The sequence below is a fragment of the Pseudomonas sp. COW5 genome (assembly GCF_026240005.1).
GTDB classification, from domain to species: domain Bacteria; phylum Pseudomonadota; class Gammaproteobacteria; order Pseudomonadales; family Pseudomonadaceae; genus Aquipseudomonas; species Aquipseudomonas kribbensis.
The window spans coordinates 3753799-3776152 of the sequence record NZ_JAPHVP010000001.1 but is presented as its reverse complement, the minus strand read 5'-3'; the positions used below and the strand labels follow the sequence as shown (position 1 = coordinate 3776152).

At 58.3% G+C, this 22354-nt stretch carries 11 protein-coding genes; 2 read left to right on the top strand and 9 right to left on the bottom strand.

The genetic code is table 11. The annotated features are described in order from the left end of the window. Nucleotides 1-12 precede the first annotated feature (12 nt). The 4 genes from OQ248_RS17185 to OQ248_RS17170 form a co-directional block, all read right to left on the bottom strand. Complete coding sequence (locus tag OQ248_RS17185; protein WP_265813410.1) at nt 13-4659, bottom strand: hypothetical protein; 4647 nt, start codon at nt 4657-4659, stop codon at nt 13-15. After that, nucleotides 4652-8737: a neuraminidase-like domain-containing protein gene (locus OQ248_RS17180; protein ID WP_265813409.1), complete on the bottom strand. Its 4086-nt coding sequence runs from the start codon at nt 8735-8737 to the stop codon at nt 4652-4654. Before OQ248_RS17180 ends, OQ248_RS17185 begins: the two co-directional genes overlap by 8 nt. A gap of 36 nt (nt 8738-8773) precedes the next feature. Further along, nucleotides 8774-12412, bottom strand: coding sequence for a Tc toxin subunit A (locus OQ248_RS17175; protein ID WP_265813408.1), 3639 nt, complete (start codon nt 12410-12412; stop codon nt 8774-8776). 141 nt (nt 12413-12553) lie between these two features. After that, nucleotides 12554-14839: a hypothetical protein gene (locus OQ248_RS17170; protein ID WP_265813407.1), complete on the bottom strand. Its 2286-nt coding sequence runs from the start codon at nt 14837-14839 to the stop codon at nt 12554-12556. Nucleotides 14840-16050: 1211 nt separating this feature from the next. Here OQ248_RS17170 and OQ248_RS17165 point away from each other — a divergent pair. Continuing rightward, nucleotides 16051-16452: a DUF6124 family protein gene (locus tag OQ248_RS17165; protein ID WP_265813406.1), complete on the top strand. Its 402-nt coding sequence runs from the start codon at nt 16051-16053 to the stop codon at nt 16450-16452. Between the two features lie 146 nt (nt 16453-16598). On the opposite strand, the gene OQ248_RS17160 is transcribed toward OQ248_RS17165, so the two are convergent. Both OQ248_RS17160 and OQ248_RS17155 read right to left on the bottom strand, forming a co-directional pair. Continuing rightward, nucleotides 16599-16958, bottom strand: a complete 360-nt coding sequence (locus OQ248_RS17160; protein ID WP_265813405.1) for a PilZ domain-containing protein — start codon at nt 16956-16958, stop codon at nt 16599-16601. A gap of 216 nt (nt 16959-17174) precedes the next feature. Then, nucleotides 17175-17558 carry a hypothetical protein gene (locus OQ248_RS17155; protein ID WP_085709591.1) on the bottom strand — a complete coding sequence of 128 codons (384 nt, stop codon included), beginning with the start codon at nt 17556-17558 and terminating at the stop codon, nt 17175-17177. 171 nt (nt 17559-17729) lie between these two features. On the opposite strand from OQ248_RS17155, the gene pyk reads away from it, so the two are divergent. Beyond that, nucleotides 17730-19181: a pyruvate kinase gene (gene pyk, locus OQ248_RS17150; RefSeq protein ID WP_085697206.1), complete on the top strand. Its 1452-nt coding sequence runs from the start codon at nt 17730-17732 to the stop codon at nt 19179-19181. A 311-nt stretch (nt 19182-19492) separates the two neighbouring features. On the opposite strand, the gene OQ248_RS17145 is transcribed toward pyk, so the two are convergent. The 3 genes from OQ248_RS17145 to OQ248_RS17135 are packed head-to-tail and all read right to left on the bottom strand — an operon-like array spanning nt 19493 to nt 22306. Further along, the gene (locus OQ248_RS17145) at nt 19493-20242 is read right to left on the bottom strand and encodes an enoyl-CoA hydratase-related protein (protein WP_265813404.1); all 750 of its coding nucleotides are present in this window, start codon (nt 20240-20242) and stop codon (nt 19493-19495) included. Between the two features lie 29 nt (nt 20243-20271). Further along, a complete protein-coding gene (locus OQ248_RS17140) occupies nt 20272-21207 on the bottom strand; it encodes an iron-sulfur-binding ferredoxin reductase (RefSeq protein ID WP_265813403.1) in 936 nt (311 codons plus the stop codon). Then, on the bottom strand, nt 21200-22306 hold the full coding sequence (locus OQ248_RS17135) for a GGDEF domain-containing protein (RefSeq protein WP_119427830.1): 1107 nt from the start codon (nt 22304-22306) through the stop codon (nt 21200-21202). Before OQ248_RS17135 ends, OQ248_RS17140 begins: the two co-directional genes overlap by 8 nt. Nucleotides 22307-22354: the final 48 nt, after the last annotated feature.

Genomic DNA, 22354 nt, shown 5'->3' with positions numbered 1-22354 from the left:
TTTATCGAGGTTTCAAGCAAATTGATCTCCGTACTCGCTCACATAGAGAGCTAAACGCCCCGACACGGTAGAGTCTCTGGAGGCAAAAACAATAATAATTGACGTGTGCTTGGGGAGATTAACATTCACCGACCAATTCAAAGGATGGGCATCATAAAAGCTTCTGAAGAAACCTGGCGGAGGAGATATAGAAACGTCAGACCGATTGCAAAACACTGCGTATTCCTTGCTGCGGTTTACTGACGCTGTATTCATTCCCAGTCCCACAAGCGTATTGGGTTTAATGGGCCAAGCCGTACCAGGATTGGAGATAGGTTGGCTGTTCCAAAAAAATGACATCGTATTAGCCGCGGCAGGATCTTTGACCCAGACCATCCTCACGAGCGTCATTCCCGCCTCTTTCCCCGCATCGCCAGTTGCACCTACCGTAGCACTTACCGTTGCAAACTGCCCCTCCGGGATTTGGTTTGCCGTGAATACAGCACTCGCCAAACCAGCGGCATTCGTAGTGACACGTTGGTCCAGCTCGCCTGTAAAACGCAGCACAACTTCCGCCCCAGCAATTGCAGGGACTACACGAGTCTCAACCGTAATATCACCGCCAAGTGGCACTTCATAAATTGATAGCTGCAAGTCAGCCAACTCGCTGATTACGATAAATTCCAAGAACCTCTCATATCCAAATCCTACCCTGGCGGTGATTACAAACTCTCCGGGTTCGTCCACCCATCCCTCAAAAAACGTCTTACCATCAGGCCCCGTCAATGTAGAAGTGAATGGGACCTCCCCGATAAACCAGTAGACCCTGACCTTGTCCATTGCCTGCCCGTTACGCCGATCAACGATCTTGACATCGGCCCTCGCCAAGTCTCCTGACACGATCGTTGTAGCGGGACTGGTCATCGACTCGATCACCGGCACCTCCCCGATATACGCCAATACCGCCATATCCCAACCACCAATCCCCCCTTGTACCGTGGCCGACAACACACCATCGCCCTCATCCGAATACGTGAAGGTCAAATCAGCGATGCCTTCAGCATTGGTGACCGAGTTCATTGCGTGCCCGGCAAACTCCCACGCCACTGGAACATCCGCCAAGGGCAACCCCGTCAAGGCAGACGTCACCTTGGCTTTGGCGTGCGCCTGAGACACATCCGGTGGTTGTCTGGAACCGGTCGGTTCATACAGTTCAACGATTTGCCTCGGCTCTGCGAGGTCAAGATCCATCTCGACCGAAACGGAATTCAGGGTATCGCCGACCGTCGCGGTCACCTGACTGGCACCAGGCGTTACGGGAACAAACCTTACCGTCGCCCGTCCGTAAAAATCTGTCACCGTTTCTACAACGCCCAAGTCAGGATGACTGAACCTCACGAGCAGATCTCCCATCGGCTTCCCGCTGATGGACGAAACGACCTCTATGCTCGCTTCAAAATCCTCCCCCCAAAGTAACTCCGAACGAGCCTGACTGACCGTATTGATTTTCAGCACTTGAGAACCGGGGCCCTGGGACATTGGCAGGGCCTGTGACAGCCGCGCCAGCCGCTCGGCAGAGAGCCGCAGCGCAAAGCTGCCGTTCTTCAAGTCGCCCGCTCGCAGCGAAAACCTCGCGATCCCGTTTGCGACAACCTGCGCCACACCCAATTCCGGCTCGTAGCGATTGCCCAGTACCGACGGTGCGGTTCCGGTCTGCCCGAGACGCACAACCTGACCCTCCAGTTCTTCTGGAAGAAATGCCACGACACTGTGCACGCCTTTTCGGCGAGGAAATCCGGTGCTGTTGCCCCAGGTCTGCTGTGGCTGCCCGTCGATGCTCATCTTCACTTGCGACCACGGGTCGACCGTCAAGGGCTGGATCGTCGTGCTTTTTTCTTCTGTGTAATTGTCGTAGAGGCTGATCAACGACGACCGCACTGTATGAATGCCCGCACTCGCCGGAACAAAGCCAAAACCGGAGTTACCTTCATCGTCGGTGTTTGCGATAACGGGGTCACCCGCGGCCTGCCATGTCACCGGTACACCTGCAACAACCTTCCCGGTAAAGCGCGAAATCACATTCGCCCATGTCCAGACCGGATCTTGATCCACCACCGGATCCACGGGCGATTCAAGCAGATGGTTGAAACTCACCGCGTGATGCCCCAGGTCCATCGGCGTGGCGGTCGCGACAAACGCCAATTGAGGCAGACTCAACGTCAGGGCAAACTGGCCTGCCGCCGTACTGGAGATGAAACCCAACGCCCAGAACGCACCTTCGGCGCCCAATGGTTGAGACTCGCTCAAGGGAGGAAGAACACTTGCTCCCAGCTGATCGGCGGGCGTCCCGGACCATGTCAACGATGCCATCAGTCCCACCAACGGGCTCAAGGCAGCAGGCCAGATTGAAAAACGATGTTCTGCTCCAAGGCAGGGATAAAGCTTTTGCCCGTCGAGCGCTGCCGATACCTGATCGAACTTTACGCTCACCTCTCGCGTCAGGTCCGGATTGATGAAACGGCCGACCAATTCCCGATCATCCGCAACACCATCAGCCTTCAATCTCATCTCGAACGGACTGCTGATGCTGGCCTCCGTATTGGATTCGAGCGTCCAGTTCACGCCGTCAGCCGTCAGAGGAAAAGGAGTGCCAAGGTTAGCGGACTTCAGGCCGATATTCGGGTCCTCGTCTCCCCAGTCCAGGCTGATGCTTTTAGTGCCGATCCATGAGCTTCCGGAAACAGGTACAACCCTCAAGGTATGCATCTGGCCATGCCAACAGATCAAACCGAGTGACTTGAGATCGACGGTTTTTCCATCCAGAAGAATCTCCACGTGCTGTTTCCAGAGACTGGTCGCAATCGCCTTCACAATGAAGTTTTTTTCACTCGGCTCGGCCTCCTCGTGTGCCTTGATCGTGGCAGTGACCGGGTGTTCTCCGGCAGCAAGCGGCTGATAGCTGTGACTGGACCAACCACCCGCGCCCGTAAACCGTTTCGTTACGGTCCCGTCCGGATCCTTCCAGAAAACCAGTGCGCGCTCGACCGGATCGCCGTCACCGAGCGCCGTATCGTGCAGCACCTGCACCCACATCCGTGCACTTTCGTTTTCATCGACCACGCAAACCCTGTCAGGCTCACGGACATCCCCGGGCTTGACGACGTTACGGGCCAGTGACATCCGTTTCTCGGGCGAATGCTCCAACAAATGCGAAGAGATCAGCCGCAGAGAAAACTGGCCATCCAGTCTGTCGTCGTTATCCAGTTGATACTCGACCATTCCCGATGGACCTACCGCAACGGCAGATTCAAGCGGCGGGGTGACTCTGACGCCCAACTGCTCGGGCGTGGTGCCGGTCCAACGCAACGTTGCTTGAGTGTTATGCAGAACGTCAGGAAATATGATCTGCAACTTGTAGATCGTCCCCCGGTTGGGATAGCCCTTCTGCTCCCACGGCCGCTCCTCTTCTGCGACTAGCGTGCGGACCTCCTTCAACGGGTCGGTAGCCAGCACCTTGGCCTCAAAAGCCTGAGTCACGACACCACTGGCGTAATAAGGACTTTCAATCGATGCCAGAATTTGCAGATCGCCAGCGGCAAGCGGTTTGTGGTCAAACCAGGCCCATCCATCAGGATCGGTCGGCGTCGTACTTTTTACGTTTGTGCCTTCAACCGTCCAGGTTACCAACCGGCCTTCCAGCGCCCTGTCGGTGTAGTGAGAGCCAACGCGAACACCAACTTTTGCGGATTGGCCGTACTCCAGCACCACGTAATGCTTCGCCCTCTCCAGCTCCAGGAACTTCAAGCGGTGGTGACCCAGTGAGACCGCAATGTCGTAGGGTGGAGCGTTGAACTCGTTCAGTAGTTGCAGTTTGAAAAGATGCGGAGGCTCACCATCGATATCCGGACACAAGAGACTCGAATAGTCATCCAGCGGCTTGTCCTTGCCCCAGTCCGGGTCGGCGACGATCGCGTTTTGTGGATTAGCCTCAATGTTCAAGGACGCCCGCGTGCCCTGCCACGGATCATCCTGCGCCGGCACACACGTGAATCGGTGAGCAGACGAGCCGAGCGCACCCAGGCACAAAGGCAAGACCCGGTCCAGCGGCAACATCTGGTCATCCAGTCTCAGTGTTTGCAGCCTTGTCGCCGGCAGGTGCAATTGAAGGTTGATGCGGGAAATGCGTAATGACGAAAAGAAATCACCTTGTTCATTGCCCGGACTGATAACCGAGACACGCAACTCGTCCGAATCATGTAGAGGCAAGGTCACCGCCTCGTCATATTCGATCGGAAGGAAAACCAGAGGCTCGCCTTTTGCCTCGTACACTCGATCCGCATTGCGATCGCGGGCGGCTCCCGGTTTCAAGCGGATTTTCTGTGTTTCAGGCAGCCCTGTCACGCTGAGTTCCAGTATGCCCTCCTCAACATGATCCATCTCACAGAGGAACGAGATGCGGTAAGTGGCATCAGCACCGGAACTCTTGGGTACGGCGATCTCCTGGAAGGCGGACGAGCCGTCGAGGGCGGAAAGGATGCGTAAGGGAAGGCCGTTGTATGACTCCGGTTTTGTAGTGACATACGACGGATTGACCGGTCCTTTGCTCCAGCCTTTCAGCCCCTCAGTGAACTCGCCATTGATGACCAGATTACGCTCTGCGTGAATGCCGGGATTAACCATGATGACGGCTCCTTTTGGCGGCATGCTTCGAAGTGGTCGCTTTTGCGTCCATCACCAGATTTTCCACGGCCAGCCTGAACGTCGGCTCACCGGACTTCGCCGTATATCGTATTGTCACGATAAGATCTGTCATTGATGCGAGCACACCAGACTGCGGCTCTTTGTTCGGCCACGGGAAGTCGATCAGCCAGGAGGAAACGGCCCCTGAGCATTCAAAGGCGCGAAGCAGACCCGGATCCTGGTCATCCATCACGCGTCCATCATCCGTGACACCCCGTGAGACGCCGATCTGCTGTCCCGAACGTGTATTGAACAGCACATCCGCCGGTACGGGTGTGCTCCCAGGTTTATGCAGGTATTCCACAGCACGCGGGGACGGTCGGATGACGGTCCGGCTGCCGGTCTGGGTCAAGGTGGCCATGGCATTCTCGTAAGGCCCGAACAAGGCCGGTAAGTCGACCTCGACCGAGCGGATCAGACGACAGTACTCACCGGGATGGTCGGCGTTGAAGTTCAACTCGCTCAGGTTGAACGCCAGCCTCCCTGTGTCCTGCAGCTTTTTAAGCGCTTTGGCCCAGCAAGGTGCATCAGGCTGGGGCTCGCCGGCATTGTCGAAGAGTTTGCGCAAGGACACGGTCTTGACCCGTTCCAGACGCCGTTCGAAGGTTTGCAAGTGGTCGCGTTCCATACGTATCAGAAAGCCGCGCAGTTGTTCACCCGCCAACAACCCATGATGTTTTTCGGACCAGACCTGGGGCAGTAATGGCAGTGAGTCATAATCACCGGTTTGCGCGCTGCGCGATGCTTGAGCACTGACACACAGACTGCGGGCTGCATCGTAAGCCTGGTAGTAGAGTGCCTTGAGCTGTGCCAGCAACCAGTCATACAACCGGCTGTGGGTGGTGCGTTTCTGGAGAAAGTCGTACATCGCCAAGGCCTGGCGGTTAGTCAGCAATGCCAGTTGCAGACTCGCCTCGGCAGCGTCTACCGCAATCACTTGTGCGTTGATCTGCTCATCCATCGCCGACAGTTCGGCCAGCGCCAGGTTACGCTGCAAATCCCATTCGCGACGGCGCAGACGATACCCTTCGGTCACCGCTCTTTTTTCCGCATCCGCCTGCTTGCCCATGGAGGCGATCTGCAAGCCATGGGCGATGGCATGCGCCACACCTTCGGGAAAGGCATTGCCGTTGGCCATCCCAAAGACTTTCGGTATGGCCGAAATAGCCCCTGCTGTGGCCTGGATGGCCACCGACGCCTGGTTGAGTTGTTTGGCGGCGTGAAGGTCATCCATGACCTTGTATTCCTCTACCGTGACGTTTTCGTCGTACCACGCGGAATAACCATCGGCGCGTTGCTGCACCGCTTCGCGGCTTTGACGCAATGCCGTCAATGTCGCCTTCATCTGTGCGATGGATTTTTCCTGGATGGCTTTCGTCCATTCGCCTTGTTCCACCAGATGCCCTTGCTGCATTTCTGCCTGTTGCGCTGTATCGCGTTGCTCCATGAAACGCAGGAGTTGACTGCCATAATCCTGCAACGCCTGCACAGAGCGCAGTGCCAGCTCGAATGTCACTCGCCAGTTATAGGCATTGACGACCACGCGCCCGCCCATCGGCCTTGGCCCGGTGCTGCCTCCGGCAGACAGATCACGCAACAGTTGTGCGGGATCCCCCGGTGCTTCGTACAGCGCCAGGTCGAGTGGCTTGCCATCGATACTCAACCAGTTACGCAAGTTATAAAGACGCTGGCGGGGTAGCTCGAACAGCGCCAGCAAGCGTTCATTGGTCGGCAGTTTGAATGGCTCGGTCGCGAGCAGGCCCATCGCCGGCGCCGTGGGCGCCGATGGCGGAACGTTCGCCAGGGAATACACATGCGTTTTTTCGAAAGCCTCCAATGAGGGGCGGCTACTGCTCTTGGTGATCAGCTCACCAAGCTTTTGTGGCTGCCAGTCAGTCACCGAACGCGCCGAAGGTGGATCGCCCATCAAGGCCTGCGCCTGTTGATAGCACTCCTTGGCCATCACCAGACTGTCTCGCGTCTGCTGACGGTAATACCAGTCCCCTTCCTCCATCAGATTCCTGACGAACTCGATGAAAGTCAGGATCCGAAAGTGTCGTGGCGCCGCGTAACTGATCGCGTATGGGTCATCCCCGGCCTGACTTTCACAGCCCGGATTACCGTCGTTCACCAGAGGACGACAGCGCCAGTAAAGCGGCTTGTCGGAAGGTTTCACAGGGTTTGAGGGTGGGTCCGCGATGGCCTGTGGATCGAATACCCTGCGCAGCCAGGCCTCGGATTCGCGGTAACGGTTTTCATCACGAAGACGTAACGCCACCAAATGAATCAGGTGGAAGAACAACTCCCAGAAATACAGGCCGTTGGCCCCATTGAACGCACCGTTGGGCTCGTTGACCGGTCCCGACTCCGAGACGGGCTCGGCAAGGAACTGCGTCGTCCAGTCGAGCAAGGCATCCATAGAGATGTTGGCCAGGGCGACCAACTGCGGGCCGAACAATGAGTTGAGGCGTACCCGTTCCAGGGTTCCCGGCTTCTTGAATGCCAGAAACTGCGCAGCATCGCCCCGGTTCTTTTCCAGCAACGCTGGATCGAAGCCCACGATGTCCTTCATTGTCAGCGCGAACTGTTTACGACCGTACGCTGGCGTGGCGTTGGTGGCGCCAAATACAAAGTTGAAGGTGCTGGTAAAACCACCGGAACCACGCCTGTAAATCAACCACTCCGTAGCCCATTCACCTCGTCCCGAGAATTTCCCTTTTGTTTCTTTTGGGTCGTCCCCGGAAGGCGTACTTAACGTCAAATCGAAATCGACCTCTGTCGCGGCACCAATATTGTTCGCCTTGCAAACACCCCTGACAGCCAGGATATCGCCCGTTGAGTGAGTGAGAAGGAAGGCATCAAGTTCGTAGAAGCCTGTCAGCGTCCCCGTCACCGGGATCGTGACAACCATCTTCGGTCGGGTTTGCGCACTCAATGAATGCTGGACCGTCAGGACAGAGGTAAACCTTTGCGCCAGAATGTTCAGCCAGCCGCCATTATCCGTGGGAACAGGGCGGAACAGCGTATCGCGTACCACCGGTTGCTCTGCCTGGGTGCCATTGAAAAACAAAACACCCAGACAGCCATCGGGATGGTTTTCGGTCTCCCGAACCGTGGCAATCAAGCGACTGCCTGCTGCCGGTGCGCTGTCACTCCTGATGCTTTGCAAAAGCGATGCGGGCGACCAGTCGCCGTTCCGGGACCGGAACGCCACATAAATTTCCACCTTGAATGGCACGTATCCGGACTCGTCCTTTTTTCCAAGTGCATCGGTCAACTCAGCCCAGACCAGACACGGCCGCCCTCCCCAGAACACCGGGCGTATGTCTACCACCGTTCCGACGACGCCCACATCGACAGGATCCCATTCTTCCCAGGCCGCCGGATTGACGTCGGTGCAGGTCGACGTCAACTCGATCTGCGCCTCACGCCAGAAATATCTGAAAGGTGCCACCCGCTCGCGCCCAATAAAGAAATAGCGCCCATCCACTGCCGTTGCGCCGTGCAAGAAGGCGCTGATGAGTTCCAGGTTGCAGAGTTGTTCAAAGGATTTCAGGTAATTGCGCAAGGCAACCAGCACCGAATCAGTGTTCAACTGCGTCTGGTTCAGATCGGCCATCAGCGTCTGGAACAAACGGGTCGTACGTGGCCGCGCGAAAGGCGTCATGTAATTTTCCGGATAGATGAGCAACAGCATCAGCGCCGACCAGTCCGAATAATTGCGATAGAGTTCCCAACGCTTCAGGTCCTCTTCGGGGAACGCTGTTTTCGAATACCCCGGTTCGAGCTTGCGGTAGGCGGCATTGATGAACTTCTGTGCACAGCTGATCGCTTCGGCGCCAAAAGCAGTAGGCACCTTGTGACTGTCCAGTGAATCCAGTCGCAGCAGTTCATTCAGATGATCAGTGTTTTTGACAATACTGAACCGGTCAGTGCTTTCACCGAAATAGCCCAGGCAGTACTCCGCCAGTGCGGTGCGGCGCTGCTCCAGCAGATCGTTGATGATGCTTTGGCTCATGATCCTTTCTCCAATGCACGGCTGCATGCGCAGGTTTCAATCAGGAACGGCGGGAGGCGCAAACTCGATCGGTTCAAAATCCACACCGGTCTCGTTGGCCTCCGAGAACACGGTGCACATGAACCTGCCACCGGTGGAGCTGGAAACGACTGCCCGGGCGACACCCTCCTGAGTCGTGCGGCCCTGAGAGGGCCGGATAACCGCCTCGACAAGCAAGTGAGGCTCTGGATCGATGGCCTGCGCGGTCCAGCGCACCAGCCGGCTCTTGCCGAGATTGCCGTAGCGATCCATTAGTACGGCGGACAGCTCCACCGCCTGCCCTGCCGGAACAACACTCACCGGCACTCTGGACATGAAAAGCGCCGGAAAATCCAGCCCCTGCCCATCGTCAGTCAACTGGATGAGAGGTGCTTCCCGGGGTGCAATCAGGGCTACCCGGAACAACGGACGCTCAGCCCCCATGACCTTGCCAGGCGTAAACGTTGCTTTGGCGATACCAGAAGGATTGGTTTTCTCGATTTCGAGAGTGCCGAGGCTGGACTGTCCGTGAATGACCACTCCGCTGAGCGCTTCGCCGTTCTGGTCTTTCAGGGTGATGGTGAAAATGATCTTGTCAGGGCCGCCGGCGATCACCTCAGTGTTGTCCGGGCTGATCTGCATGTTGACGAGCGGCGCACGAAGTTCGCCGGATGGACGAACCGACGGCGCGGTTTCCGACAGACTCAGCAAAGCGTGTTCGGCGGCATCCTTGTAAGCCGCCTTGTCGACGGTTTCAGGCAGCGTGCCCAGCAGGAAGATGGTCAGCGCATCCATTTTGGTATGCGTGGCCAGCTCGCGCACCCGGATCAACAGATCCAGCTGCTTGAGGTTCTTCAGGAGCTTGTGCTCCGGGTCGATTCGCCCGATGCATTCGTGCACTTCCTGCTCGCTCCAGTCGAAGAACCGTGCCAGCCATACCTCGGATGCCTGTTGCGCCAGACGCAGGGCGTCCACCGACAAATCCTTGGGTTCACCCAGCTCTTTGATCTGCCGCAAATACTCCAGCAATTCAGTGTGCGGTCTGCTGCTGATGTCGAAGGCGTGTGTGAGCACTGTCAGGTAGTACAGAGCGGTCACATTGAAGGCATGGGGATCGCTCTGCTTCCACCAGTCATGGATGCCGTAATCGAGCAGGTCGCTGAGTGTTTCGATGCTCAGATCCAGTTCGGCCACGACAGCACTGCGCCGGCGTAAGTCCGCGAGTAATGTGAAGAGCGGATCAAGAGGCTCATCGAGCAGACTGCGTGACAGCATCATATCCTCGGCCAGGTGATCGACAATCCGCGCCAGCAACTCATAAGCGGTCGATTTCGCCCAGCGCAGTACCTGTAGCGCGCGCTGCGCATCCAGCCCGGTGTAAACCGCCAGGCATTCACTGACCACCGATAGCTGGGCATCTCGGGCCTGCAGCACGACCGTGAGCATGAGTTCGACTATCGGAGCTCGCACGGCGACGTCGTCCTCACCCAGCCCGTCCCTGACCGCCTCATCCAGCTTTTCCCTTGCAAACAGCAGGTACTCGGACTCCGTGCCAGCGAATGATCGTATCAGGCCAATCGGATCGGTCAGCGTCGATATCAAGTCTCGCCAGTCTCTGCCCGTCAGCGGCGGCACTCCGGCCGTCAAGAAAGCGGTATGGGTCAGCAGGGCGGTGTTCAGCAGGCTGCGAACCTGCTCGAACAAACGCAGCTCAGGCTCGGATGCCACATTGGATACCTGTGGATCCGCGACTTGTTGCAGCATCCGGAGCACCGGCAAGTTGCGGGTATCGCACCAGTAGCGGCAGGCCACAAGCGCAGAAATGAGGTTCAACACGTCAGGTACGGCATCGCCCGGCTCGCGGCTGCCCTTGATCACCGGAATGCCCGCCAGACCATCAGCCCAGGTGTCCCCGCCCAATACCCTGAGCATCAACAAACCTTCAACTGGTGTCATGTTCAACAGGCGAGGCAATTTCACCAGCCGGTAGAAGGCCGACAGTATCTCGGCGCTGCGCAGCAGCGTGTCGGTTCGGCCTTGAGCTCGCGCAATGGCTTGTGCCAGATACCGATAGGTCTGCAGGTCGATATCCAGAACGCTACAAATACGATTGACCGTCAGCTCGATCTCGCCCTGTACGGGAAAAAGCTTGAATTCGCCGTTATCCAGCAGAAAAGGCTCGCGGTAGTCGTCCTTGCGATTGTTGAACACCTGATCGAACTGTGACAATGCCTGCCCGCGCCCGTAGATCCCCAGCTTGTCGATGAACACCGCGAAATCCGGGGCGGTGCATCCATAACCTTCACGCAAAGTCTGGAACAGTCCCAGGGCATGCACCCCATTGGCAGTTATCCAGTAATCGGATCTAGGTCTCTTCCCGGCGCCTTCTGCAGTGGAGGCCGCTACAAGGAGTGCGTCTACCTGTTCGGGCGGCAGTCCGAGCCATAAATCCAGACGCCGTTTGCGGTTCATTCGGTCATAGCGTTCAGGATTGGCGAGGTCTTCGCTCAATCGATGCAAACCCTTGTCGTAGTCGACAGTGATGGCCGGGGATTTGCCGCCATTGATGAAGACAGAGCCTGAACGTTCGCTCTCCTGCGCTGGCGTTTCCGCTGGCGGCGCATAGACCCTCACATTGTCTGATCGGGTCGGCGCATAACGGCGGACAGACAGAAAAGCTTCAACCCCCTCGGCATCAAGTTTGGTTCTCTGACCAAAAAACTGCACTTGATTGAGGTTCTGCCAGGTTAATTCATCGGTGCCGTAGTTTTTTTTGTAAAAGGCCTCTTTCTCAGCTGGCAGCGCGAGAGGCTCGGTCAACAATGTCCGTTGAAACGGCCCCAGCCGCGAAGCATGCGCCAGTGCGCGACCAGCATCGCCATTCCTTGCATCAGGCAGGAGAAAGTTCGGGTAATCAGCATTCACCCAGCGTGCGAAATGCCCCACCGAAAGACCATGATGTGCGACGACCGTATTGATCGTTGCCCAATGCTTGTAGTACGGCAAACCGTTCGGGTAGCGTCTCTGGATCATGGCCTCTTCAAGATCCAGATCCGGCTCGTCACTGTTCTTGGCGATGAACGCTTCCAGCACCTTGACGATGATGTCGACGGCAGAGATCGTCTGGTGCATCGCGTTGGCATCAATCAATAACTCCTTGATGTCGACACGGCGCGTGTGAATCGGAATCTTGCCGGTTGCTGGATCGGAATCGCCTTTTTTTTCGATGTTGTTCCCGACCCAGTTCCACAGCGCTACCAGGTAAGCCACTACCCCCGTGGCATCCTCCAGAGCCCCGACCGGTGCGAATTGTTCAAATGGCGTGGGAAACAATAACTCGTAACTGGGACCGGTGTTAAAACCTCCGGCAAGGCTTGGTGTCTTGATTGGCTGGCCAATTAACGATTGCTCGATGAACTGCCGTCGCAGGTAAACCGCCAGAGCGTTGGCCCGGTGAAGAAACTTCTGCGCGTCCTCAAGGCTGATTCCGAAATCCACGGACAGGCCTTCAGCCCCCTTTTCCACCAAGGGAAAGATCGAGTCGCCACGTTCCAGATACGCTCTCAGGCCGGAGAATTTCTTGAGGTTCTGATACTTGCCGAATACCTGTTCGAACAACTCCAGGCTGGGGCGTTTCAAGGTTTTTTTCTTGGCCATGCTGGCAGTCCTTGAAGAATGAATGCGCGGTGAGAGGGAGCTTTGCCGACGTGGGTGGATACCGAGTATTCAGCGCGCCTGAACGCAACATGCCAACTGTCATAAATGACAGGTTCCATGACCGCTCGTCGGAGACTCCAATCACTGTTTGTCTGACGACTCGATCCGCACGTCGAAACGTCCGCTTTCGGAGCAGTCGGATATTGGCGTACCGGTGCTGAACGATTGCCAGAACCGACACCAATGCCCCCCCTCGGTGAGCGGCTGCGTCGACCCGGTCGTCCATCCGGTCTGAGTGACCGCAACCCGCGCCGCGAACTCCACTTCCGGGTTGTACCAACTCATCAGGGTTCCTGAACCCGGCTTGCCCAATCCGGCGAATGTCATTGCCGGTGAACCCCATTGGCCCGCGACAGGCCTTGTGAACTCCGGCAGATAAAGGCCCAGCTGGCTCACCCACTCGCTCGGCGCCGAGTGAAAGTCACCGCTCGAAGCCACGAGACTCAACGTGACCGCTCCATCAGGTGGCGCCAGCGTTGCCGTGATTGACCAGGTTCGATCGGGAAGTACCGGCGCCTCTCCCAATGCTGCATTCCCCCGCTTGAGCGTGATCCGGTCGCCGGGAAAACCGAATCCGGACACCGTTACGGTTTTGCCAAGACGCTCTTCCGGGGTGGGGGATTCCGCAAGCACGGCATGGGGCACAAACCTGCAAGGCACCTCAAGACTCGGCTTTGACGTTTTGCCTTCGAAAGTCTGGGTAGCCCAGAAAACGTACTCTCCAACCTCCTGCGTAACGCTGCCCTCCCAGACACCCGTCGGGCCGATCAGCACATCACGCAACAGCGGCTCTGCAATTCCCTTGCACCAGACAGTGACCCGGCCGTTCGGTCGCCCTTTGCCCGAGAGAATTGAAGTGCGCGGCAGATTGTTCCCCGGTTGCGGAACCAGGAATTCGGGCGGCATGACCACCACTTTGAACTCGCGAATTTCACTGTGTTCGGACGGCCGATTGTTCAGGGTCTGCCGGGCAGTGATGAACCACGCATCAATCACCAGTCCCTTGAGATTGATCGCCCAGTCCCCGTTTTGATTCAACGTGACAGGATCGCCCAACGGCTTCTTGTCTCGGGCATCCCACAGTTGCATCGAAGCACCCGCCATGCCGTTTTTGCCAAGCACGGTCACATCGCTGTCAACCTCCTCGTTGTGAAGAGGTTTAGTGATGGTCGGTTTTTCCATCGGTTGGCGGACAACAAAATCTCTGGACGCTGGTGGTGAGTTTTGATTGGCGACGGTCTGGATAATGGTGGCGGTATGAGTCTTGTCTGGTTCGAAAGGCAAGTCACGCCGGAAACGCCAAACGCCGTTATTGTTGGTAACAGGATGCCTGGTGGGGCTATCGCTATAGGTGAGTTGCAAAGTTGCGGTCGCCCAGCAAGTACCGCTCAGATCCGGTGAAAGTCCGTTCTCGACTGGTACATTCATGACTGCCGCCTCCGGTGGGATCGTGACCGTGAGGATTTTCCAGTTCGGCGACTCCTGCGAATCCTTGTATTGCTTGATATGGACCTCTCGATTGAGCGTCGGCCCCCACACCTCGGATGCCCGGCTTGACCATTCACCATTGTTCCCCACCAACGCATCCGGTGCAGCCTTGCTGGCGCCGCCCGGGTTGTATAACCGTACTGTCGCGCCGACTGTACCGTTACCGGAAAACGTAGGCTGGTAGTCAACGTCATGCTTCAAATCTGTTGGATCGGGCAATTCCGGCAACTTCAGCTCGACTGTAAATGGGTACGGGGACGACTTGACCCAACCACCGCCATTGTCGGGGACCTGTTGAATTGCCTCCAGATTGTATGTACCAGGGGGCCAGTCAGTTACCGCTCCTGTCCAATTGCCTCCCGTGACAGTTGAAAGTGGTGGAGGTGTTCCTCCCGGACCACTTTTGATGATTATGTCTACCGAGGCGCCGGTGTAGCCTTCACCTGAAAACCTGACCTGATTCACGGCAGGAAAAGTAACTTGCACCGCAGCGATTGAAGGAGGGGGAACTTTTACGAGTCGAGCAACTGTTCGCGGGGACACCTGAAAAAAAATGTTCCATTGCACCGCTACAATGGAATGTCCACCCGGCGCCAGATTCAACGGCACATTCCAGATGCCATTCTCCATCTGCACATATCCCAGCGGCTCGGTTCCCTGATCCAGAAGGAGAACCAGAAGATTGCTCGAATACCCTGTCCCGGAAAAGGTCACGGGCGAGGGTAATGTTTCGCCGGGGTCGGGCTTCGTTATAACCGGTGGTTTCGGTATGGGTGGAGGGGGAACTTTTACGAGTCGAGCAACTGTTCGCGGGGACACCTGAAAAAAAATGTTCCATTGCACCGCTACAATGGAATGTCCACCCGGCGCCAGATTCAACGGCACATTCCAGATGCCATTCCCCTATACATGGCTGACCGATTCCGCTTCGGAGTAGCGCGAACATGACGGATTACCCGCTAAATGAATCAACACCTTCCCTCGAACCGAGCGAGAGTTATCCGGTACCAAGAATTACTGTTCCGGATAACGGAGCGACGTTCTCCAAACACTTTTTCAAGGTGGAGGGTTATCACTCCCTGCAACACTCAGGAACCCTCGAAGTTGGTGTACTGAATGAACATAATCAGATCGAGGCTATTTGGGGGACGGCAAACGGCGGGCCAAATACCTGGAGTTTTCTGGCGTATTACAAGTATGGGAAGCGCAGAATCTTCGCCAGATACCCATCTAGCGGGACCATTATAAGTAACGTGGTAAACATCACGAACAACGTGCCCCCCCCGGCCGCGGCCGGGGGGGGCACGTTGTTCGTGATGTTTACCACGTTACTTATAATGGTCCCGCTAGATGGGTATCTGGCGAAGATTCTGCGCTTCCCATACTTGTAATACGCCAGAAAACTCCAGGTATTTGGCCCGCCGTTTGCCGTCCCCCAAATAGCCTCGATCTGATTATGTTCATTCAGTACACCAACTTCGAGGGTTCCTGAGTGTTGCAGGGAGTGATAACCCTCCACCTTGAAAAAGTGTTTGGAGAACGTCGCTCCGTTATCCGGAACAGTAATTCTTGGTACCGGATAACTCTCGCTCGGTTCGAGGGAAGGTGTTGATTCATTTAGCGGGTAATCCGTCATGTTCGCGCTACTCCGAAGCGGAATCGGTCAGCCATGTATAGGGGAATGGCAATGAACTGAAACCTGTTAGAAATAACAGTCCCGACAAACGGTAACTCTTCCCACAACCCAGTCCGGCAGCGTCCTGCAAGTCGTAACAACGGGCTACGATGCCTTGTGCCATTGCCTACAAATCCCTCAGAATCCGCCGGCTTGTGCGCCCTGGCGTTGCCCCGTAACTTGATCCCCGTCGCTGCCAATCAGCGGCCGGGTTTAGTCGCCCGGGGTTTTAGTACGTTGCGCATAAGCGTCATCCAGTCGGGTATTCCCTATCCCCGCACTCGATGGTGGCTGTTCGCAGGGCGCCCTCGGGCGCACCGGTACGTACTCCCGGTCGACTAACCTGCTTACAGCCGCCACCCTTTTCTCGTTTAGTCGCGAGCCGATGGTGGCCCTAACGACGAGTACGAAATACATGAAGAAGCCAGTTCCAAATCCCCCTTCGGACACCGATCCAAAGGACCCGACCGATCAACCCGATCCGGTCTCCCCCTACGCCTCCATCGATTCAAAAAAACTCCACGACGCGGCCCACAAGGCCCTCGACTTCTACCTCAACCCCAAGGCAGAGAAACCGCGCAACTCCGTGGATCGCGGCATGCAGATGTTCAAGGTCGATCCCGAGATCAATTCCGAGGCGATCGCCATCCAGACCTACGAGACCTTTTCTTCGGTGAGCATTCTGCTGCTCGACCTGGCCGACAGCCTGGACGACAAGCCGCGACATCTGGCGATGGCGATCTATCAGTTGAGCGAGATGGGATTGTTGCTGGCGGAGAGGACGCTGGATAACGAGCGGGCGATTGCAATCGACTAATCGTTGAATGGATGGCGTCTGTACAGACGCCTTCGCGGGCAAGCCCCCTCCCACAGTTATCGGCTTCGTTCACAAAAATGTGTTCGCCGCAGATCCCTGTGGGAGCGGGCTTGCCCGCGAAAGCGATAGTGAGGTCAGTATGGATTTCAGGCCGAGGCAGGAAGTGGCTGAAAACTGAAGTACTGCTTCAACGCCTCGACCAACTGCCCGTATTCCGGCGGCGTGCGGAACAGGCTGAAGCCGGCGTCGTAGTGTTGGGGCGTCGCATCCTCATGGCACCACAGGCAGCACGCGCTGAGGTCGATCACCTGCTGGCAGCCATCGCCCACGGGGATCTTCAGACGCAATTTGAATTCGGCCCCGATCATCATCGGCAACTGGCTGATGAGCATCAGCCCGTCTTCGGAGACGTTGCCCAGAAAGCCGATGGGTTTGTCGGTGACGCTGTTGAACACTCGCAGAAAATACGGCAACTGGTGCCGTTCGATTCGACGGTCGGTAAACATGAGCGTATCGCCATGCATGGCCCGGCAAACGGGCCGCACTGTGCTTCGGAACGGACCTGCCCGACAGGCCCGCTCTCCCCGCTTCCGGTGTGGCGCTCGCCACGTAATTCTTATGCCAGTCGCAGGTGTTGCGCCGGTACAGAATGCATCTGCACCGGTGTCATTCGACTATAGCTCACCTTGTACAGCCGGCCAGCTTTTGTATGACAACCGCCATCAGAAGCGGGCGGGGGGCACCACGGCGGCACTGCGGGTCGGGTAGTGGCCCAGGCTCTGCAGGGTTTCCAGACGCGCACGTGCGCGGTAGGCGTATTCGCTGTTGGGGTACGAGGCGATGATGAACTGGTAGGTCTGAGCCGCGTCGACAAACATTTTTTGCCGTTCCAGGCACTGGCCGCGCATCATCGACACTTCCGGCCACACGTAGGGGCGGGCGCGGCTGGCGCGTTCGACCTTGGACAGTTCGAGCATCACCTGCTCGCAATTGCCGCGGTCGTAGGCGCTGTAGGCGTTGTTCAGATGATGGTTCATCGACCAACGGGTGCAGCCCGAAGCGGCGAGGACGCTGAGGGCAAGGGCGGCAATGGGCAACAATCGCATGGGGGTTCTCCTGTCTTGTGCTCTGTATCGACCCATTGTGAGAAATCTTCAGAGCCGTTTGCGCCGATTGTCGCGTTCAAAAAAGAAAATCGTAAGTAGTGCAAACGAACAATGACTACACCCTTCGAGCATAGTAGCCTTCGCTGGCGCTTGAACCTGAGGAGTCTTTGCATGTCCGTCCGTCGTACCAAAATCGTCGCTACCCTTGGCCCGGCCAGTAACTCGCCGGAAGTTCTCGAACAGCTGATTCTGGCTGGCCTGGACGTCGCCCGTCTGAACTTCTCCCACGGCACCCCCGACGAGCACAAGGCTCGCGCGAAGCTGGTGCGTGACCTGGCTGCCAAGCACGGCCGTTTCGTCGCCCTGCTGGGTGACCTGCAAGGCCCGAAAATCCGTATCGCCAAATTCGCCAACAAGCGCATCGAGCTGAAGATCGGTGACAAGTTCACCTTCTCCACCAGCCATCCGCTGACCGAAGGCAACCAGCAGGTGGTCGGCATCGACTACCCGGACCTGGTCAAGGACTGCGGCGTGGGCGACGAGCTGCTGCTCGACGACGGCCGCGTGGTGATGCGCGTTGAAACCGCCACCGCCACCGAGCTGAACTGCGTGGTGACCATCGGCGGTCCGCTGTCCGACCACAAAGGCATCAACCGTCGCGGTGGCGGCCTGACCGCCCCGGCCCTGACCGAGAAAGACAAGGCGGACATCAAGCTCGCCGCCGAAATGGAAGTCGACTACCTCGCCGTGTCCTTCCCGCGCGACGCCGCCGACATGAACTACGCCCGTCAACTGCGCGACGAAGCCGGCGGCACTGCCTGGCTGGTGGCGAAGATCGAACGCGCCGAAGCCGTGGCCGACGACGAAACCCTCGACGGTCTGATCAAGGCTTCCGACGCCGTCATGGTTGCCCGTGGCGACCTGGGCGTGGAAATCGGCGACGCCGAACTGGTGGGCATCCAGAAGAAAATCATTCTGCACGCACGCCGCCACAACAAGGCAGTGATCGTGGCGACCCAGATGATGGAGTCGATGATCCAGAACCCGATGCCGACCCGTGCCGAAGTGTCCGACGTGGCCAACGCCGTGCTCGACTACACCGACGCCGTAATGCTCTCGGCCGAATCCGCTGCCGGCGCTTACCCGCTGGAAGCCGTGCAGGCGATGGCGCGCATCTGTGTCGGCGCTGAAAAGCACCCGACCAGCAAGACTTCCAGCCACCGTATCGGCAAGGAATTCGAGCGCTGCGACGAGAGCATTGCGCTGGCGACCATGTACACCGCCAACCACTTCCCGGGCGTCAAGGCGATCATCGCGCTGACCGAAAGCGGCTACACCCCGCTGATCATGTCGCGTATCCGTTCGTCGGTGCCGATCTACTGCTTCACCCCGCACCGCGAAGCCCAGGCCCGCGCGGCGATGTTCCGTGGCGTGTACACCGTGCCGTTCGACCCGGCTTCGCTGGCCCCGAACGAAGTCAGCCAGAAAGCCATCGACGAGCTGGTCAAGCGCGGCGTGGTGGAGAAAGGCGACTGGGTCATCCTGACCAAGGGCGACAGCTACCACACCACCGGCGGCACCAACGGCATGAAGATCCTGCACGTGGGCGACCCGCAGGTCTGAGTGACCGGTTGCTGAAAATGAAAAGCCCTGCCATGTGAATGGTGGGGCTTTTTTGGTTTTGAGGGTGTTCGACTTGATATTTGTTGTGCGCTGAAGATCCTACCCCCTCACCCCAGCCCTCTCCCCCAAGGGGGCGAGGGGAAAGGGAGCCGATCTCCTTGGTTTTCGAATTCAGCGTTCGGCTCGATCCAGATTCTGATTTCGGTGCTTAAAGATCCTGAGTTCAACTCGGTTTTTCAGGTCGACATAGAACGCCCAAACAACTCGGTCGGCTCCCTCTCCCTCCGGGAGAGGGCTGGGGTGAGGGGCTTTTAGTGTTTGCGAATGAACCCGGTCAATGCAGCAAGCGCCTCCGGCGAGCGCAACCGCTGGGTAAACAGCGCCCCCTCCTCCTCGATCACCTTGCGAATCAACTCGCGATCCGGCGCCCGCATCAACTGCTTGCTGATCCGCACCGCTTCGGCCGGCAACTCATCAAACCGCAGCGCCATCTCCCGTGCTTTGGCCAACGCGGCTTCGCCGCTGCCCAGCGCCTCGGTGGCGATTCCCCATTGCGCCGCTTGCTCACCGGTAAAACCTTCACCGAGCAGCAACAGTTCCGACGCTTTGGCCTGCCCGAGCAAGCGCGGCAGGATCAGGCTGGAACCGAACTCCGGGCACAGCCCGAGATTGACGAACGGCATGCGCAACCGTGCATCCCGCGCCACGTACACCAGATCGCAATGCAACAGCAGCGTCGTACCGATCCCCACCGCTGCCCCGGCCACAGCGGCGATCACCGGTTTGCGGCATTCGAGCAGTTCGAGCATGAAGTGAAACACCGGGCTGTCGAGGTCGCTCGGTGGTTGCTGGATAAAGTCGGCGATGTCGTTGCCGGCGGTGAAGCACTCGGCGCTGCCGGTGATCAGCACGGCGTTGATTTCCGGATCGCTGCCGGCCTGTTTCAGCGCTTCGGCCAACTGGCTGTACATGGCGCGGGTCAGGGCGTTTTTCTTGTCCGGGCGATTGAGGCGCAGGGTCAGCAAACCGCGTTCACGGTGCAGCAGGATGGCTTCGGGCATGGCAGGTCTCGCGTCTGAGAATTCAGCGCTCAACCACGGCTCAGGAAGACATCGGCCAGCAGTTGATTGCGCGGCAGTCCGGCCAGGAACAGACGCTTGGCAAACGCGTCAACGCTGGCAGTCGAGCCGCAGACTAAGGCCAGGGTTTGTCGGGAGACAAGGCGCAGTTGCGCCAAAGCGTCCGGCAACTCGGCCGCCGTCCACAGTTCGACGCTGAGGTTTTCCCGCTGCGCGACCAGTGCTTCAAGGGGTTTGGCCAGGTAATGCCCGTCGGCATCATGGGCCAGGTGAATGACGCGAATGGCGCCCCGATGATCGTGACGCAGCGCCTCTCGCAACACGCCGAACAACGGGCCGAGGCCGGTGCCGGCGGCGAGCAGCCACAGCGGCCGGTCGTGCCAGTCCGGGTCGTAATGCAGCGCGCCGCCGCGCAGCTCACCGAGGCGGATCGGGTCGCCGATCTGCAAGCGTCGGACAGCATCGCTGAATTCGCCGGGCTGGCGGCAATCCAGGTGGAACTCAAGAAAACGGTCTTCTTCCGGCAGGCTCGCCAGCGAATACGGCCGCGCGATCTGGCCGGCCCACAACACCAGATGCTGGCCGGCGCTGTAGCGCAACGGCCGCTGGGGTGTCAGGCGCAGGCGCAATACGCTGTCGCCGAGCCAGTCCAGCGCTTCGACCGTGGACGGGCGACCATCGGTGACGGGATCGAAGGTGTGCACCTGCAAGTCTTCGATCACCTGACACTGACAGGCCAGCCGCCAGCCCTGATCACGCTGTTCGGCGCTCAGGGCATCGGGGCGACTGTCAGCAGGCAAGCCTTGCACGCATTGCACCAGGCACGCATGGCAACTGCCGGCGCGGCAGCTGTAAGGTACCGCCACGCCGTTCTGATTGAGAGCGTCGAGCAGGTTGCTGCCCGCCGCCACCGACCACTGTCGCTCACCGACTCGCAGTTCAGGCATCGGCGTTCTCCCACGCGGCGGCGCAACGGTTGCGCCCGTCGCGCTTGGCCCGGTACAGCGCCTGATCGGCGCGCTGCAAGGCGTCGTCCAGATCATCGCCCAGTTCCAGCAGGGTCATGCCGGCGGACAGGCTCAGGTTTTTCACATTCAGGCCCACCAGTTCGACGTCGGTGAAAGCGATGCGCAGCCGTTCGCAGCAGGCGGTCAGTCGTTCCGCGTTGCAATCGGGCAGCAGCACCACGAATTCCTCACCACCATAACGCGCCAGCACGTCGCCGTCGCGCAGACAGGCACCGGCCACGCCGGCGAACGCCTGCAACACCTGATCGCCGGCGGCATGGCCGTGCAGGTCGTTGATACGTTTGAAGTGGTCGAGGTCGATCAGCGCCAGACCATGCACGACGTCGGCTTCCATCGCGTTCAATTCGCGGGTGGCCAGGCGCAGGAAATGCCGGCGGTTGAACAGCCCGGTCAGTTCGTCGGTGGCCACCAGGTCTTCGAGCTGGCGCATCATCCCGCGCAGGGTGTCCTGATGCGCCTGCAAGGCAAAGCGGCGCTGACGCATGCGTTGCCGCGAGGTCTGGACGAAGCGTGCGTAGATCACCAGCCAGGCCAGCACAATCAGCAGAATGCACGCCTGCAAGGCAGACAGCGCCGGATCGTGCAACCGGAAGTGGTAACCGTCCCACAGCGTGATGGCGCAGAAACTGAAGAACACCAGCATCGCGCAGCGCACAAAAGCCCGCCGCGACAGATGGAACAGGCCGAACAGCAGGATCAGCACATAGAAGACCAGGAACTCGCCCCGGGCCTCTTGCAGATGGGCGATCAGCCACGTCTGCCAGCCGAGGCCGAGCAGCACTTGCGCTTCGGTCAGGCTCGGATCGGAGAAGCGCAGGTTGGCGCCCGAGAAAAACACCGCGAACAGGGTCGCCTGGCTGATGACCACCAGGGCGCTGCCGACGGCGACGCCTGCCAGCGAATCTTCGTAGTGTCCGGTGAAATACGCCAGCCACAGCAGCAGCAAGGCCAATCCGTAGGTGGCTGCAGCGAGGGCGAAGCGTTTGAGCAAAAGACGTTGAATGGCGTTATGGGTCAATCGTTGACTCACCGTGCGATAAGAGGCTGACCGAGTGTCCTACTCTAC

Coding starts and splice junctions, on each gene's coding strand:
- OQ248_RS17185 (WP_265813410.1), bottom strand. CDS start 4,659: ATGGTTAATCCCGGCATTCACGCAGAGCGTAATCTGGTCATCAATGGC.
- OQ248_RS17180 (WP_265813409.1), bottom strand. CDS start 8,737: ATGAGCCAAAGCATCATCAACGATCTGCTGGAGCAGCGCCGCACCGCA.
- OQ248_RS17175 (WP_265813408.1), bottom strand. CDS start 12,412: ATGGCCAAGAAAAAAACCTTGAAACGCCCCAGCCTGGAGTTGTTCGAA.
- OQ248_RS17165 (WP_265813406.1), top strand. CDS start 16,051: ATGAAGAAGCCAGTTCCAAATCCCCCTTCGGACACCGATCCAAAGGAC.
- OQ248_RS17160 (WP_265813405.1), bottom strand. CDS start 16,958: ATGTTTACCGACCGTCGAATCGAACGGCACCAGTTGCCGTATTTTCTG.
- OQ248_RS17155 (WP_085709591.1), bottom strand. CDS start 17,558: ATGCGATTGTTGCCCATTGCCGCCCTTGCCCTCAGCGTCCTCGCCGCT.
- pyk (WP_085697206.1), top strand. CDS start 17,730: ATGTCCGTCCGTCGTACCAAAATCGTCGCTACCCTTGGCCCGGCCAGT.
- OQ248_RS17145 (WP_265813404.1), bottom strand. CDS start 20,242: ATGCCCGAAGCCATCCTGCTGCACCGTGAACGCGGTTTGCTGACCCTG.
- OQ248_RS17140 (WP_265813403.1), bottom strand. CDS start 21,207: ATGCCTGAACTGCGAGTCGGTGAGCGACAGTGGTCGGTGGCGGCGGGC.